A 15,720-nucleotide genomic window follows, 5' to 3' on the forward strand; every position below is an offset into this window, starting at 1 on the left:
AGCGGTTCGTTTGTGACAGCCCCGGCGTAGCCGTAGCTGTAGCCGTAGCAGCCCACCCAAGGCCACCCGGCGTACCGCATGCGATGATGCATGCTGTCGTTGCCCGAACCGCGCTTACAGCAGAAGGAGACACTCGCTCATGTCCGGACCCAATCCCGCCTTGCCGGCCGAACCCACCCGCGCGGACGTCGACGCCCTGCGCGCGCCTACCCTGCTGGAGTTCGGCACCGACTGGTGCCCGCACTGCCAGGCCGCGCAGCCGCTGATCAAGGGCGCGTTGGCCGCTCATCCGCAGGTGGGCCACATCAAGGTCGAGGACGGCAAGGGCCGGCCGCTGGGCCGTTCCTACACCGTCAAGCTGTGGCCCACGCTGATCTTCCTGCGGGAAGGCCAGGAAGTGGCCCGTCTGGTGCGCCCGCAAAGCGAGAGCGCGATCCGCGAGGCCCTGGCCCTGCTGTGATGCGCCGGGGGCCATCGCCCCCCGCCCGCCGTCCCAGGTCGGCGAGACGGCGGCCAGAGCGCCGATTTCAGGTCCCCACGCGCAGGGGGCCGCTGAGCTTGCGCAGCACCGCCAGCACGCTCTGCGCCGTGATGCGGCCGGTCTTCGGGTTTTCCGACGGGATATTCTGGATCTCCATCGAAAACGAGGCCGAGTCGGAATCCACCACCACGCGGTGCGTGTTGCGTTCCAGCTTGGGATCGGCCCATATCTCCAGGGTCGTGCGGTCCGGCCCGATGCCGGCCAGCGACACGCTGACCGCCACATTCAGGTTGGCCGGGAACCCCACCGCCGCCTCGCGCGGCGTGCCGCGAAACACCAGCGTCGGCTCGGTCACGCCGGACAGGTCGATATTGTTCGCTTCCAGGTAGGGCGCGCCCAGCAGCCCGCGCACCGGCTTGCGCGTGATCATGGTGACCGAGTGGATGACGCCCTCGGCCGCCGCGGTCAACGCGTCCAACCCCAGGATGGCACCCGACGGCACCAGGATCTGGCCGCCGTTGGCGCGCGCCAGTTCGATCAGGTCGGGATGCGACAGCAAGGCGCCGGAACTGAGCACCACCAGTTTCTTGCCGGTACTGAGGATCGGCCGCGCGATCTGCCCGAACACCGCGGCCGGCGCGCACTCGATCACCACATCGCACAAGGGCTCCAGGCCGTCGATGGTGGTGAACAGCGGTGCCTGCCCCTGCCACGTCGCGCCCGCATGGCGCAAGGGATCGCGCACGGCGATGGCGGCCAGGGTCAGGCCCGGCACCACGCCCGCGTCCAATGACTTCGCCACCGATTGCCCGATGGCGCCAAATCCTGCAATACCGACTCGAATACGGTTCATGTACGTCCTTGAAGAAAAACGGTGAACGGTCCTCGCCGCCCTGCCGCGCACCATCCTAGACGGACGCGGCGGCCAGCGACAAACGATTATTTCTGTGCGTCAGCCAGATCGATACTCATGGGCGCGCGATGTCGCCGGTGCGACCGTTGACGCGGCGGGTGTCGACACGGCTGCCGTTGGCGCGGCCGGCGGGGCCCCGGCGAATTCCCGCGCCTGCGCCAGCACCCACGCACGGAAGGTCTGGATGGCCGGCCGCTCCAGCGCCGCGCCCTGCACCAACAGGTAATACTCGCCCGCGCTCTTGACAGGCCGCGCCGGCCGCCAGGGCACGACCAGATCACCACGGCCGGGATAGCCGTCCAGCAGCACGTCCGGGATCAGGGCGATGCCCTTATGCTCCTGCGCCGCGCGCAAAGCGATATAGAAATGCCCCACCTCCAGGTTGGCACGCCGGCGCGGCAATGCCGCCCCCTGCGCGCGCAGCCAGTCGCGCCACGCATTGGGCCGGCTGGCCGTGTGGATCAGCTCGAAGGTCGCCAAGTCGGCCACGCTGTCGATCGGCCCACCCTGCTCGTACAGGCGCCGCGACATCACCGGCACCATGACGTCATCGAACAGATAGTCCGCGCAGATGCCATCCCAGCGCTGCACCAGCGTCAGGTCTATGCCGGGCAGATCGCGCGCGTAATGGCGTCCGGCCAGCGGCCCGACCCGGATGGCCACATCGACGCCCTCGGCCTGCATGTCCAGCGGGCGGATATCGGAGACCACGCGGACCTCGATGTGCCGATGCGCATCCGTGAAGGACGCCAGCCGGGGCATCAGCCACAGCTGGCCGATGGTGGGAATGGTGCTGATGATCAACAGCTCATTGCGGTCACGGCTGCGCATCCGGCGCGTGGCGTTTTCCAGATCCGCCAGCACCCGGCGGCAGGCCTCGAAATACGCCGTGCCGTCGGCGGTCAGTTCGACCTTGCGGGGATGGCGCAGGAACAGCTTCTTGCCCAGGTACGCTTCCAGCTTGCGCACCTGCAGGCTGACCGCGCCCTGGGTCACCGCCAGCTCGTCGGCGGCCAGCGTGAAGGAACCATGCCGCGCGGCGGCCTCGAAGGAACGCACCGAGGACAAGGGCGGCAGATTACGCGTCACGGCCATGGCCGCATGGGCTCCCAGGAATTACTGCATTTCGATATGGGCGTCGCGGATGACGTCCGCCCACGTCTTGTTTTCGGCCTGCACATAGTCCGTGAACGCGGCCTGCGCCAGGGGCAAGGGATCGATGCCGCGCGAGCGGAAGTCGTTCTGCAAGGCCGGCGAGGCCTGCGCGGCCGCCAATGCCTTGGCCAGTTTGGCGACGACAGGAGCCGGCGTGCCCTTGGCCACGAACAGGCCGAACCAGGTGCTGGCATTGTAGTCGACCCCCAATTCCTTCAAGGTCGGCACGTCGGGCAACGTGGCCGAGCGGACATCGGTGGTGATGGCCAGGGGCCGCACGCGGCCGGCCTTGACGTTGCCCAGGGTGGTGGGCAAGGGATCCACCAGCAGCGCGATCTGGCCGCCGATCAGGTCGACCGTGGCGGGCGCGCCGCCCTTGTAGGGGATATGGCGGAAGTGCGTGCCGGCGCGGATATTCAGCATCTCCGCCTGCATATGATGGCTGGTGCCGAAACCGGCCGAGCCATAGTCCAGGGAACCGGGCTTGGCCTTGTCGGCGGCGACCAGGTCGGCGAATTTCTTGTACGGGGAAGTCTCCGCCACGATGATGACGCTGGGCACCGAGGCAATGCCGCCTACCGCGATCAGGTCCTTGGCCGCATAGCCCGCATTGCGGTACAGGTGCGGCGCGACGGCCATGGTGCTGGCCGCGCCGAGCAGGATGGTGTAGCCGTCGGCCGGGCTGTTGATGGCGCTGACGGTGCCTATGGTGCCGCCGGCGCCGGGCTTGTTCTCGATGACGATATTGGCCTTCATCTCGTCGCCGAGCGCCTTGAACATCTCGCGGGCGACGATGTCGTTGATGCCGCCCGCCGGGAAAGGCACTATCGCGCGGATCGGCCGCGACGGGTAATCGTCGGCTGTCTGCGCCCGTGCCGCGCCGGGCGCGAGCCCCAGCCACGTTGCACACAAAACGGCCATGAGGCCGAGTCTGGATCGTTGCACATCACGCATCTGGTGGACTCCGCAGTGTTGAGACATGCCGGCAAGGCAGCACGGCAGTGGCATAGCGCGAAGTCTAGGAGCGGCGCGAGAGGCTGCGCAAACGATTAATTGCGCGAACAGCCGCGAGTAAAACTCATGCACAGACCTGGTTCATATGCACCATGGCGACGCACGCCGGCGAATTTGCGGCGGCGCCACAATCCACGGGAGCCCGCCGGGAAGCCGGAGCGGAGCGCGGCAGGATCGGCTGGCGGAGCCGGCCCCGCCCAGTCGTTTCTCTCATCGTCGTTGCCATCGGCGATCCCGCTCAGTCGTTCCTCTCATCGTCGTTGATATAGCTGGCATTGCCCAGCCCGGTGCCTATCGTCAGCACCGCCCAGCGCGTGACGTCGCGCATCCAGGGCACTTCGGACAGCCCCTGCACCACGGCGTCATTGTGCAGATGCACATGGGGCGGAATGCCGTTGATCGAAGGCAGCACTTCCATCAGCTTGTGCGGCAGGTGAAAGTTCTCGTCTTCCCAATCGCCCGGCAGGTTCTGCGCGCCACCGGTGATCGAACCGTTGTCGTGGATATGGCCGGGACATGCCACGCCGACCAGGGGAGCCAGCCTCAGGCCTTTCTTGTCCGCCTTGTCGATCAGGCGGGTCAGCATGTCCGCGATGCCTTGCACCAGGTGTTCGCGGTGCGTCATTTCCTTGTCGGCGGCGTGGCCCCACTTGCGCACATCGGTGACGCGCGCTTCATCGGGATTGCCCGGCTTGCGGCCCGCCTTGCCGCCCGGCACACGCACGATGCCGCAACGCACGTTGGTGCCGCCGATGTCGACGGCCAGCATGGCATCGTAGTGGCGCCACACCACGGGGGGCGCCACATGCGCCCACCCTATCAAGCCGCCCTCGTCGGCGTGGTGATGCAGGGCGCGCAAGCGGATCTCCACCTTGGCCTCGCGCAGCAACTGGTCCGCGCGCCGGATGGTGCGGCGGCCCGCCAGGCTTTGCTTGAAGCCGCCGCCGATGGCCACCCGCTGCACGCCTTGCCACGAAGCATGGCGCGCGAAGCGCCGCACGACGCGGGCCAGTTGCGCGGCGTGGTCTTCCATGGCCGACAAAACGACGGCGCCGGCGGGCCCTTCTTCGCGCAGCCATTTGTCCAAGGTGCTTTTGCTGATGTCTTCCGGCGGGATGGCACCGAAGGGATCCTCGCCCAGGATGCGGGTGTACAGCTTGCGCCAGCGTTCGACGCCGGCCCGGAAGGCAGTGCGGCTGGCACGGTCGCCGACGAAACCCTTGCCCTCGCGCAATTCCAGGCTGTAGCTGGCGATGGTCGCGGTAGGCAGACGGGGACTGCCGTGCGGCAGCCGTAACGGGTTCTTCTGCATGTAAGGGGCTCCAGGCCGGCGGGCCTCATCGGCCGAAAGGGACGGTTACCGCTACCGTCCACACGCCGCCGCCGCGGCCTGCGCTGCGGATGAGCACGCCGCGTGCCCGGCGATGGCGATGGCGATGGCGATGGCGATGGCGATGGCGATGGCGATGGCGATGGCGATGGCGATGGCGATGGCGATGGCGATGGCGATGGCGATGGCGTGGCGATCGCGAGGCGATGACTTGGCGGAGCCGTGGCCGGGGACGTGGCGAGGCGGTGGCGGAGATCTGGCGGCAACGTCGCGGAGACGTGCGGGTTGCCGCCGTAGCCCCGTCAATACATTCAGGCCCTGCCCCCTTCGATCAATTCGCGCATGATGCGCACGGTGCGATGCCGTGGGGCGGGCACGTCCAGCTGCCTGGGACGCCAGGCCGAGGCGGCGTCATAGCTGGCCCATGAAACCAGCAAGGCCAGCTTGCCCGGTGTGTAGATGCTGGCGAAGACGCTGTAATCGAGCAGGTCGCCATTGTTCAGGGGCAGGCCCAAGCGTGAGGGCAATTGCTCGCGCCACGCCGCATCGACGGCCAGCGCGCTGTCGGTGAGTTCAGTGAGCGTGGCCCAGCGGCCCATGCTGGTGGCGGGCTCGGCGCGGGTCGCGCGCCCCGGTCGCAGCGCCTGCGGGGCGGCCGCGCATGAAGGGGGATGACTGTCGTAGCAGACGTTGCCGACGCGAACGTGATAGTTGGCCAGGATGGCGGCGCGGCCGCGCGCCTGTGCCGCGTGATGTTCGACCGTGGCCTGCCAGCGCGTCACGGCCTGCTCGTCACGCCAGAGCGAATGGGACAGCAGCCAGCCGGGCCGGCGCGTGTCCTCGAAACGCTCGTTGTCGATAAGCCCATCGACGCGCCGGTCGACACGGGGCTTCAGCGTACTGGCCAGGCGCAGGTAGTCGGCAAATCGATCCTGCCTGGGTTGGACCTCGAAGAGCACTGAATACATGACTGTCTCCATCGAAAGGTGGCAGCCGATGTCGGCAGATAGCGGGGTGATATGGAACCAGAATGCAAGGAAAAGAAAGAAAGGGAAATCCAACGCGAATTCCGACTATAGCGGCAAGTGTGGCGTTTGGGGTTTCTTTTTACGTTTGAGGTACAGCAGCGGCCACCGGGCTGCTGCGATAATCGACGCACCATCGGGCGGCCTCGACCCGGACGGCCGAGGCTCCAGCGCCCGGCCGCGCATGAAGGCGCGGCTGGGAAACAGGCTGAGTAACGTGCTGAGTAATGGGCTTGAAAGCAGGCCGGGAAACGGATCAGGAAACGGCGGGAATGAAAACCATCATCTGGGTGATCTTCGGCTTGCTGGCCATTATCTGGACCGGCATCGTGTCGATGACATTGAAACTGGTGCACTGGCTGCTGGGCAGCATCGGCGACGTGCGGGTGCCGGTGCCCACCGCCCCGCCCACCACGGCCCCCCTGCCCGACTGGATGCCGCCCTGGATAGACGCGAACTGGGTGCACGCCCTGCAGGCCGGCATCGCCGATACGCTGAACCATATCAACCAGGTCCTGCCCATCCTGAACGGTCTGTCCGGCTGGCTGACGGTGCTGGGCTGGTTCACCTGGGGCGTGATCATGGCCCTGTTGCTGGTGCTCGCCCTGCTGCTCCACTGGCTGGCGGGCCGCAACTGGAATCCGCAACAGCCCCCGTCCAGCGGCTCACCTCCCAACGGCCCTCCGCCGTCGCAGGGCAGCGGCGAGCCGCCCCGCCTGCCGTCCAGCTAGGCCGAACCGGCGTTTTTTCTACGCGTACTTGCCCACCAATCCACCGTCCACCACCAGTTCCGTGCCGGTGATGTAGGACGCTTCGTCCGAGGCCAGGAAGGCGACGGCGTTGGCGACTTCCCATGGACTGCCCATGCGGCCCATGGGTACCTGGCGATCGCGGGCGCGGCTGGCGGCCTGGGCGTCGGCCGGGTCGAACATGCGGCCCACCGTGTGGCGCACGCGCGGCGTGTCGATCAGGCCGGGAATGACGGTATTGGCGCGGATGCCGTCGGCGGCGTACTGCTGCGCCAGCATGCGGGCAAAATGGATCACGGCGGCCTTGGTCACGCTGTAGGCCAGATGCGGATAGCCGGTGTAGCGTATGGCGGCGATGGAAGACACCGTGACGATGGCGCCGCCGCCCTGGGACTTCATGATGGGCGCCACCAGGCTGCTGGCGATCAGCAGGCTGGTCACGTTGACGCGCTGGATGCGCTCCCACTCCTCCACGCTGATGTCGCCCGGGCCGCCCACCTTGCCTATGCCGGCATTGGTCTGCAGGATGTCGATGCGGCCGAATTCCGCCATGGCGCTGGCCACGCCCTGGCGCATCGCCGCTTCGTCGCCGACGTCGGCGCACAGAGGCAAGGCGATGCCGCCGGCACGGGCCACTTCCTGCGCGGCATCCTCCGCCGCCGCCGCGTCGCGATCCAGCGCGATGATGCGGGCGCCCTGCCGCGCCAGGGTCACGCAACTGGCCTTGCCTATGCTCCAGCCCGGCCCGCTGGCGCCCGCGCCCGCCACCAGGGCAACCTTGCCCGCCAGGCGCGCCGACGATCCGGGCAAGGGGGGCGGCGGGTCGGCAGCCACGGCCCTTCGATCAGTCGCCGTCATGCCGCCTGCCCCAGGCCGACCGTCATGCCGCCGCAGACATAGAGCACCTGCCCCGTGATGAAGCCGGCGCGAACGTCCAGCAGCGAAGCCACCGCATGCGCGACATCCTCCGGTTGCCCCATGCGCTGCACCGGGATGTTGTCGATGATGCGTTGCGTGGCCGGCGCACCGGGCGGATTGACGCGCGTGAACAGCTCGGTGGCAATCGGGCCCGGACCGATGGCATTGACCGTCACGCCATACGCTCCCGCCTCCAGCGCCCACGTGCGCGTCATCCCCAACAGCCCCGCCTTGGTCGCCGCGTAGACGCTACGCTCGGCCTTGCCCAGCGCGGCGCGGCTGGCGATATTCACCACCCGGCCGAAACGCGCCGCCCGCATACCCGGCAACAGCCCCTGCAGCAACAGCAGGGGCGCCTGCAGATTCAGGGCGCTGACCGCCGCCAGGTCTTCCGGCGTGGCGTCCTGCAAGGGCGCCGGCCGCACGATGCCGGCGTTATTCACCAGGCGCAACACCGGCGCCGCCGCCACCAGTTCCGCCACGGCCTGGCGGGTCGCCGCCGCATCGCTCAGGTCGACCGCCACATGCGTCTCGCCCGGCAGCGTTTCCGCCGGCGCGCGCATATCGAAATTGATCACCCGGGCGCCGTCCGCCAACAGGCGCCGTACCACCGCCCGGCCTATACCCTGGCTGCCGCCCGTGACCAGGACGGCGCGCGCCGCATCGCTGCCCTCCGCTTCCCTGCTTTCCGCTTGCCCGTTTTCCTTGGTCGCCATGGCGCTTCACTCCTGTGCCTGGTGTGTCTTGCCCTTGCCCACATAGGGAATGGCATGGTCGATGGTGTCCCAGATGAAGCGGCCGGACGGGCTTTCCTGCTCCTCGGCCACGTGCGCCACCAGGCCGGCGGCACGCGAGATCACGGCGAAGCCGCGCATCAGCGCGGTGGGGATGCCCAGTTCACCCAGCAAGGCCGCCACCGCGCCCGTGGCGTTGATGGTGATGTGGCGTCCCGCCACCTCGTCCACCGCGGCGGCCAGCGTGCGCAGGGCGCGCACCGAGGTGCCCGCCAGTTCCGGCTCCGCTTCCGCCAGCTCCAGCAGCTTGATCGCGCGCGGGTCGTCGGGCTTGTGCAGATGATGGCCGAAGCCCGGCATGGCGCGCTTCTCCGCGCGATGGGCACGGGCGATGCCCAGCGCTTCGGCGCGCGGATCGGCGGCATCCTTGATGCGGTCCAGCAGGCGCGAGCAGTTCTCCATGGTACCGACGAAGGAACTGCCCACGGCCATCAGGCCGGCCGCCACCGCTCCCTGCAGGTTCTCCGGCGCGCTCATATAGATCAGCCGCGTGGCGATGGCGCTGGGGGTCAGGCCATGCTCCATCAAGGTCACCAGCACCGCATCGACGATGTGCAGGTCGACCGGACGCGCCTTGCGCCCCGTGATCTGCATGAACAGCACCTCGGTGAAGGTGGTCTTGCCGATCAGGTCCTCGACCAGGTCGGCGTCGCGATAGGACATGCCGGTGAGATGATGCGCGCACAGGCGGGTGACGGGGCCTTCGCCCTTGTTGGCGCCCTTGTTGGCGCCCCTGCTGGTGCCCTTGCCGCTGTGCGTGCCATGCGTCTGATCTGCTTGATTCCTGCCGTTCGATGAGCCAGTCATGCGATCTCCTTGAGAGCGGCGTCGCGCACCGCGTTCTTGAGCACCTTGCCCACCGACGATCGGGGCAGGCTCTCGTAGATATGAATCTGCTTGGGGGTATGCACCGGTCCCAGCAGGCCGCGCACATGCAGCTTGAGCGCTTCCGTATCGATGACGGCGCCGGCACGCGGTTGCACGGCGGCATGCACGGCTTCGCCCCATTTGTCGTCGGGCACGCCGAACACCGAGCACTCGTGCACGTCGGGGTGCGAGATCAAGGCGTTCTCCACGTCGACCGGATACACGTTGAAGCCGCCGGTGATGACGACGTCGCGCAGGCGATCCTTGAGAAACAGGTAGCCGCGTTCATCCACCAGGCCGGTATCGCCGGTGCGCAGCCAGCCGTCGACCAGGGTCTCGGCGGTTTTTTCCGGCAGGCGCCAATAGCCCTTCATGACCAGGTCGCCGCGCACGGCCACCTCGCCGATCTCGCCAGGGGGGGCGGGCTGGCCATCCGGCCCCAGGATCGCCAGGTCGGACAGCCAGGTGACGCGGCCGACCGAACCCAGGTTGGCGGCGTCCTCGAAATCGGCGGGGCGCATCAGGGTGACGATCTGCGGGGCCTCGGTCTGGCCGTAGGTGGTGCCGAGCACGGGGCCGAAGAACGCACGCGCCTGCTCGAACTTGCCTACGGGCATGGGAGCGCCGCCGTAGATGAGGTTGCGCAGTTGCGGGAAATCGGCGCGCGACACGCCGTCTTGCGCCATGATCATGTAGATCAGGGTAGGCGGCATGAAGCTGAGCGTGCCGCCGCGTTCGCGGAAGGCGGCGGTGATGGTGGCGGGGCTGGCCGCATCGACCAGCAGCAAGGCGCCGCCCTGGGCCAGCAGCGGCAGCAGGTAGGTGCCCGTGCCGTGGGTGATGGGCGCGGCCACCACGTAGCGGTCCTGCGGGCCCAGGCCCCAGCCGTTGATCTGGTTGATGATGCCGGCGTTCCACGCACGCGCCGGCTGCATCACGCCCTTGGGCAGGCCGGTGGTCCCGCCGGTGAACTTGATGGCCTGCACCGCGTCGCGATCCATGGGATAGACGGCAGGAGCGGCGCCGGCATGACGGGCCAGCAGCGCGGACAGTGCGTGTTCGGTTGAGCGAGTGACCGAGACGGTGTTGCCGGTGACGCCGGCGTTGGCGTTGGCGTTGGCGTTGGCGTTGGCGTTGGCGTTGGCGTTGGCGTTGGCGGTGGCGTTGGCGTTGGCGGTGGCGGTGGCGTTGGCGTTGGCAATATTAGCGACGGCGGCCGGCGCGCTGGACGCTCCATCCAGCCGGATGCGATACGCGATGACCGAAGCGCCGACCAGGGGCGCGCCGACGGCGTCGAGCGCGATGATGGAGGGTTCCGTTGCCTCCAGGATGCGGCCGATCTCGGTGGGGGTGCTGCGATAGTTCAGGGGCACCCATATCTTGCCCGCCGCCAGCGTGGCCAGCAGCGCCAGGATATGTTCGGCCGTATTACCGGCGCAGATGGCAACGCGGGTCTGCGGTGTGGGATCGAAGGACTGCATCGCCGCGGCCAGCGCACGCACACGGTCCGCCAGGTCAGCGTACGAAAGGCTCCCGTCCGGACCATCCAGCGCCGTATTGCCGGGATAGCGCTGCGCCGCGCGAAAAAAGAAATCGATGGGGTACACCAGGAACTCCTTGAATAACAAATGGCAATGGGGGCGCCCGATCCATGCAGAGAGATTCTTTTGATGGGGGGAACCCATCGCCCCCGCACTCGGGCCAGCGCCTCGCCCACACGCCGGGCGGACCACTGGGGCGATAGCCCAAGAAAGAGGGCGATGGGGGCCCCCCCATTAATAAAATATCGCTTCGCCGGCAACCGCCCCCTACTCAGCCTTCAAACCAGCCGTCTTCACGACCTTGGCCCACTTCGTGGTCTCGGCAGCGATGAACGCGCCAAAGGCTTTGGGCGAGTTGTCCTCGGGCGGCAGCACGAACCCGCTCTTTTCGTAAACCGCCCGCAAGTCGGTATCCTTCAACGCCTTGTTCAACGCCGTATTCAGCCGCTCGATCACCGCCGGCGGCGTGCCGGCCGGCGCCATCAGCCCGAACCACGACTCCACCGAAAACCCAGGCAAGCCCGACTCCGCCAACGTCGGCACATCCGGCGCGAAAGGCACGCGCTGTTGCGAAGTCACCCCCAGCGCGCGCAGCTTGCCCGCCCGCACATGAGGCAGGGACGAAGGCATGTTGTCGAACATCGAATCGACCTGCCCGCCCAGCAGATCCGCCACCGCCGGGCCGCTGCCGCGATACGGCACGTGCAGGATGTCGGTGCCGGTCTCCATCTTGAACAGCTCGCAGGAAAGATGGATGGACGACCCGCTGCCCGACGACGCGCAGGTCAGCTTGCCCGGATGGGCCTTGGCATAAGCGATGTATTCCTTGACGGTGTTGATCGGTACCTTGGGATTGACCACCAGGATGTTGGGCACGGAAGCCATCATGCCCACCGGCGCGAAGTCCTTGTTCACGTCGTAATTGAGCTTGCTGTACAGCGTCATGTTGATCGTGTTGGCGATCGAACCCACGTACAGCATGTAGCCGTCCGGCGCGGCGCGCGTCACGGTCTCCGCGCCGATATTGCTATTGGCGCCCGTGCGGTTTTCCACCACGAAGGTCTGCCCCAGCTCCTGCGTCAGGGACTTGGCCAGCAAGCGCGCCACGATGTCGGTGGCGCCGCCGGCGGCATAGCCGACGACCATGGTGACGGGATGGCTGGGATATTTGGACGGGGTTGGCGTCTGGGCCCGGGTCAGCGTGGCAAAGCCCAGGCTCATCGCGCCACCCAGCACGACGGCCGTCAGCGCACGCGCGCAGCGTGTAAGCATCATTTTTCCTGTCTCCGTAAGTTTGTTCAAATTTTGGACAAATCTGTGTTTGCCTGGGCTTATGATGCTTGCACGCAGGGATCACGCAAAGACCGTTTGTCCAAATAATGAACAAGATAGCCACCGAGGAAACCCGGCCACGGGGCCGCCGCCTGGACGAGACCGGGAAAGCCCGCATCGCGCGGGGCGCGGCCAAGGCAGCAAGCACCGCGGCCCCCGACCGCGATGGCGGGCCGCGCACCTTGCGGCGCGGGCTGCATATCCTGGGCGCGTTGCGGCGCGCGGGCAGCACCGGCCTGCACGTGACCGAAATCGCCGCGCAGACCGGCATGCAACGCTCGACCGTATATCGCTTCCTCGACGTCCTGGTGGACGAAGGCTATGCAGTGCGCGATGGCGACAAACCGCGTTATCGCGTGCTGCAGACCGACGCCGACAGTGGCGATCCGCATGAACAGGCGATACGGCGCTGGCGCCCCGCGATGCGCCGCATCAGCGACGCCATCGGTGATTCAGCCTTCCTCATCTGCCGTGCGGGCGACGATTCACTGTGCCTGCATCGCGAGCTGGGCAATTACCCGGTGCAGGTGCTGACCGTCACCGTGGGGCATCGCCAGCCTTTGGGCGTAGGCGCCGCGGGCCTGGCGCTGCTGGCCGCGCTGCCTCCCGCCGAAGCCGCCGCCGTGATCGCTCGCAACGAAACCGCCCTGCGCGGCTACGGCGGCCTGACCGCAGCGCATATCCGTCGTTTGGTGGAGAGCACGCGCGACCGTGGCTGGTCGGTCATCGGCAACACCGCGGTACCCGGCGCGCTCGGGGTGGGCATGGCCTGGTGCGATGCGGAAGGCTATCCGCGTCTGGCCATCAGCGTATCCACCCTGATCGATCGCATGCCCGCCGCGCGCCAGCGCACCATCGCCGAAGTCCTGCGCGCCGAACTGGCGCAACGTTAGCCACGCAAGGCCCCTGAGCGACTGGGACGACTGGGACGACTGACGCCCCGTGAAGCGGCACGGGTCCCGCCGCCAAGGAAATTTCCCTGACGCTTCGCTGCAGGCGCCTACATGCTTGTCCGAGCAGACCGATTCCGCTGCCATCGGTGCGTACCTATGCTTGGCGGACTCCCAGCGCTATGTTGGCCGAGATCGCCAGGACAATCGACATGACAAATCCCATCTCTGCAAGATACCTCATCGATCTATCGCATCTCGCACCGCCAGACGCATCCGAAAGCCGCGAAGGTTCGCGCATCGTCAAGGTAAGCAAAGACGTTGCCCGACGTGCCAGTGACTTCATTGCCGCGCGCCGACGTTTGGCAAGCTGCTTCGAAGCCGCGCTCGCCGCGGAGAAAATGGGGGTGAGGACGGGCCGGGGCGACGCCGGCGGCAAGACGCTGGAGGCAACCGAACAGATGACGCGGGCCTGGAACAAGCTGGCCGAGTGTGTCGCCAAGCGTCCCGCGGGTGGCGACGTGGGGATGATGAATCTGCTTTCCTGGGAAGGCCTGAAGCCAGGCAACTGGGAACTTCAGCACCTGCTCGACAAACTCGATGAACCAGCGCACACGCCGGATCCACGCATCGCAGCGGACGTGCGCCAGCAGGTCCTGGACGAAAACCAGCAACGCATTGAGAGGATTTTCACGCCGCAGCCGGCCGCAACCCTCAGCCGTGGGCAACGTATCAGGCGTGCTGCCCGAAAAGCGCTGATCGTCGTGAAGAAAGGCCTGCGGGCATTGGGCAAGCTGCTTCCCTTCAGGACGAAAGTCCGCGTCGAACCCCTGTTCTCGCGTCCTGTCCAGGAGCCTGATACCCAGGAAGATATCCGATCGGCCTTGCGACAGAATCACCGCGTATCCCCCGGGCCGAGCAGGATGCGGGCGCGCCAGGCATCGAGCGAATCGCTCGGGTCCGAAGTGCTGTCGCACAGCTTCGAAGCGTTGTTGCACAGGCTCCAAGCGTCGCCCGTCAAGGATTCAAGTTGGTCAGCCCAGGCTGCGGTCTTGACCATCGACGCCAGCGCGCCTTCGCACATACGTGCACAGGCGCATCTGTTGATCGCGCGTGCCCGCTACGATGAAGCCCTGGCAGCGGATCGACGACGGGCTGACGAAGTCATGGCAGGCCGGGATGTCGCCGCCCTGGATCATATCGATGTCGCGAACAGGAAGACGACCCTGGCCGCGCAAGCCCTTTACCGGTTGCTGCAAGTGGACGCGACGATGAGCCTGGATGTCGGCGATCCCATCCGGCCGCTGCTCGACCTCGTCCGGGCAGCGCATGCCGACCGGCGCGTCGCGCAGTATGGCATGCACTCCGGCACGGCCTTCGAGGATACGCCGGACATCATAGGCAGCGCGGAGCGCCTGGCGGCATTGGGGCTGATACCCGCCCCGTTGCGGCAGGATGCCACCTGAGCGAGCCCTTCTTCGCATGGCATTGCCGGGAGAGATAATGCAGCGGTTGGCGCCGGCGGACCGGATCCGACCGGCCCTGGCCTGCGCCTGCGTCATCAGTCCAGCTTCGCCCCGGACTGTTCCACGATGGTCTTGTAGCGGCCGATCTCGGACTGGATGAACTGGCTGAACTGCGCCGGCGTCTGCGGCTCGGCCAGCTCCGCGCCCAGCGCGGTCAAGGTCTTGCGCACGTCGGGTTCGGCCAGGATGGCGTTGAGTTCCTTGTTGAGCCGGTCGACGATATCCGCCGGCGTGCCCGCGGGCGCCACCACGCCGTACCAGGCCGATGCATACATGCCCTTCAAGCCCGCTTCATCGAAGGTGGGAACGTCGGGCAATTCCGGCAGGCGCTTGTGCGAAGCGACGGCCAGCGCGCGCAAGGCGCCAGCCTTTACCTGCGCCAGCGAACCGGTGTCCAGCATCATGTCGACCTGCCCCGCCAGCAGGTCCGACACGGCCGGGCCGCTGCCCTTGTAGGGGATGTGGACGATGTTCACGCCGGCCGCGTGATTCAGCATCGAGCCGGCCAGATGCTGCGACGAACCGATGCCGCCCGAACCGTAGTTCAGCTTGCCCGGATTGGCCTTCGCGTAGGCCAGCATTTCCTGCACGGTGTTGAATTGCGACTTCTTCGGAACTTCCAGGATGTTCGGAATGGAAGCGACGAAAGCCACCGGCGCGAAGTCCTTCTCCGCGTCGAAGCCCAGATGGCTGTACAGATGGGGGTTGGCGGCGTTGGTCGAGCTGGTCGCCATGAGCAGCGTGTAGCCGTCGGCGGCTTCGCGCACAAAGGACGCGGTGCCGATGTTGCCGCCGGCGCCGGCCTTGTTGTCGACGATGACGGTCTGCTTCAGCCGGGTGCCCAGTTGCTGCGCCAGGATACGGCCCAGCGCGTCGGTGGCGCCGCCGGGGGGCCATGGCACCACGAGACGGATGGGACGGTCGGGATAACCGGCCGCCAGGACGGTGGGGGCATGGGTGACCAGCAAGGCAGCAGCGGCGCAGGCCGCGACGCCCGAGGCGCGCAACAGGGAAAGCAAACGCATGGAAAAGTCTCCGGTTCGATGAATTATTTTCTGAGGATCAGGCGAGGATCGCGTCGCCGCCCGCGGCGTGGGCGACTGGTCCGGCCTTGTCGGGCCGGGTGAGTCGGGCCGGCCCGCGACAGGCCGGCCCGCGTCAGGCCGGGCCGCGTCAGGCCGGGCC

General features: G+C 67.3%; 16 protein-coding genes. 4 read left to right on the forward strand and 12 right to left on the reverse strand.

The genetic code is table 11. The annotated features are described in order from the left end of the window. Positions 1–139: 139 nt before the first annotated feature. Positions 140–460: a thioredoxin family protein gene (locus CEY05_RS20525; protein ID WP_088597473.1), complete on the forward strand. Its 321-nt coding sequence runs from the start codon at positions 140–142 to the stop codon at positions 458–460. Positions 461–527: 67 nt separating this feature from the next. On the opposite strand, the gene CEY05_RS20530 is transcribed toward CEY05_RS20525, so the two are convergent. From CEY05_RS20530 to CEY05_RS20550, 6 genes are all read right to left on the reverse strand, one after another. Then, positions 528–1,334 (reverse strand): aspartate dehydrogenase, encoded by an 807-nt coding sequence (locus CEY05_RS20530; RefSeq protein ID WP_088597472.1) that lies wholly within the window; start codon positions 1,332–1,334, stop codon positions 528–530. 99 nt (positions 1,335–1,433) lie between these two features. Continuing rightward, positions 1,434–2,489, reverse strand: a complete 1,056-nt coding sequence (locus tag CEY05_RS20535; RefSeq protein WP_088597471.1) for a LysR substrate-binding domain-containing protein — start codon at positions 2,487–2,489, stop codon at positions 1,434–1,436. Positions 2,490–2,510: 21 nt separating this feature from the next. Continuing rightward, positions 2,511–3,470, reverse strand: a complete 960-nt coding sequence (locus CEY05_RS20540) for a tripartite tricarboxylate transporter substrate binding protein (RefSeq protein WP_158219365.1) — start codon at positions 3,468–3,470, stop codon at positions 2,511–2,513. 331 nt (positions 3,471–3,801) lie between these two features. Beyond that, positions 3,802–4,875 (reverse strand): ROK family protein, encoded by a 1,074-nt coding sequence (locus CEY05_RS20545; RefSeq protein WP_088597469.1) that lies wholly within the window; start codon positions 4,873–4,875, stop codon positions 3,802–3,804. 51 nt (positions 4,876–4,926) lie between these two features. Beyond that, positions 4,927–5,199 carry a hypothetical protein gene (locus CEY05_RS31465; RefSeq protein WP_198952844.1) on the reverse strand — a complete coding sequence of 91 codons (273 nt, stop codon included), beginning with the start codon at positions 5,197–5,199 and terminating at the stop codon, positions 4,927–4,929. Between the two features lie 5 nt (positions 5,200–5,204). After that, complete coding sequence (locus CEY05_RS20550) at positions 5,205–5,861, reverse strand: antibiotic biosynthesis monooxygenase (RefSeq protein WP_158219366.1); 657 nt, start codon at positions 5,859–5,861, stop codon at positions 5,205–5,207. Positions 5,862–6,190: 329 nt separating this feature from the next. On the opposite strand from CEY05_RS20550, the gene CEY05_RS20555 reads away from it, so the two are divergent. After that, positions 6,191–6,649, forward strand: a complete 459-nt coding sequence (locus tag CEY05_RS20555) for a hypothetical protein (RefSeq protein WP_088597467.1) — start codon at positions 6,191–6,193, stop codon at positions 6,647–6,649. 18 nt (positions 6,650–6,667) lie between these two features. Here CEY05_RS20555 and CEY05_RS20560 read toward each other — a convergent pair whose 3' ends face one another. From CEY05_RS20560 to CEY05_RS20580, 5 genes are all read right to left on the reverse strand, one after another. After that, complete coding sequence (locus CEY05_RS20560) at positions 6,668–7,525, reverse strand: SDR family NAD(P)-dependent oxidoreductase (protein WP_088597466.1); 858 nt, start codon at positions 7,523–7,525, stop codon at positions 6,668–6,670. Then, positions 7,522–8,301: an SDR family oxidoreductase gene (locus tag CEY05_RS20565; RefSeq protein ID WP_088597465.1), complete on the reverse strand. Its 780-nt coding sequence runs from the start codon at positions 8,299–8,301 to the stop codon at positions 7,522–7,524. The genes CEY05_RS20560 and CEY05_RS20565 overlap by 4 nt, the downstream gene beginning before the upstream one ends. Positions 8,302–8,307: 6 nt before the next feature. Beyond that, the gene (locus CEY05_RS20570; protein WP_088597464.1) at positions 8,308–9,186 is read right to left on the reverse strand and encodes a citryl-CoA lyase; all 879 of its coding nucleotides are present in this window, start codon (positions 9,184–9,186) and stop codon (positions 8,308–8,310) included. Next, positions 9,183–10,853, reverse strand: a complete 1,671-nt coding sequence (locus CEY05_RS20575) for a class I adenylate-forming enzyme family protein (RefSeq protein ID WP_158219367.1) — start codon at positions 10,851–10,853, stop codon at positions 9,183–9,185. The genes CEY05_RS20570 and CEY05_RS20575 overlap by 4 nt, the downstream gene beginning before the upstream one ends. A 201-nt stretch (positions 10,854–11,054) precedes the next feature. Next, positions 11,055–12,008 carry a tripartite tricarboxylate transporter substrate binding protein gene (locus tag CEY05_RS20580; protein ID WP_088597729.1) on the reverse strand — a complete coding sequence of 318 codons (954 nt, stop codon included), beginning with the start codon at positions 12,006–12,008 and terminating at the stop codon, positions 11,055–11,057. A gap of 158 nt (positions 12,009–12,166) precedes the next feature. On the opposite strand from CEY05_RS20580, the gene CEY05_RS20585 reads away from it, so the two are divergent. Next, entirely contained in the window at positions 12,167–13,012 is an 846-nt protein-coding gene (locus tag CEY05_RS20585) for an IclR family transcriptional regulator (protein ID WP_088597462.1), read from the forward strand. A gap of 179 nt (positions 13,013–13,191) precedes the next feature. After that, positions 13,192–14,475 carry a hypothetical protein gene (locus tag CEY05_RS20590; protein WP_143220538.1) on the forward strand — a complete coding sequence of 428 codons (1,284 nt, stop codon included), beginning with the start codon at positions 13,192–13,194 and terminating at the stop codon, positions 14,473–14,475. A 95-nt stretch (positions 14,476–14,570) separates the two neighbouring features. On the opposite strand, the gene CEY05_RS20595 is transcribed toward CEY05_RS20590, so the two are convergent. Next, a complete protein-coding gene (locus CEY05_RS20595; protein WP_088597460.1) occupies positions 14,571–15,560 on the reverse strand; it encodes a tripartite tricarboxylate transporter substrate binding protein in 990 nt (329 codons plus the stop codon). Positions 15,561–15,720: the final 160 nt, after the last annotated feature.

This window comes from Achromobacter sp. HZ34 (assembly GCF_002209485.1).
Lineage (GTDB): Bacteria > Pseudomonadota > Gammaproteobacteria > Burkholderiales > Burkholderiaceae_B > Bordetella_C.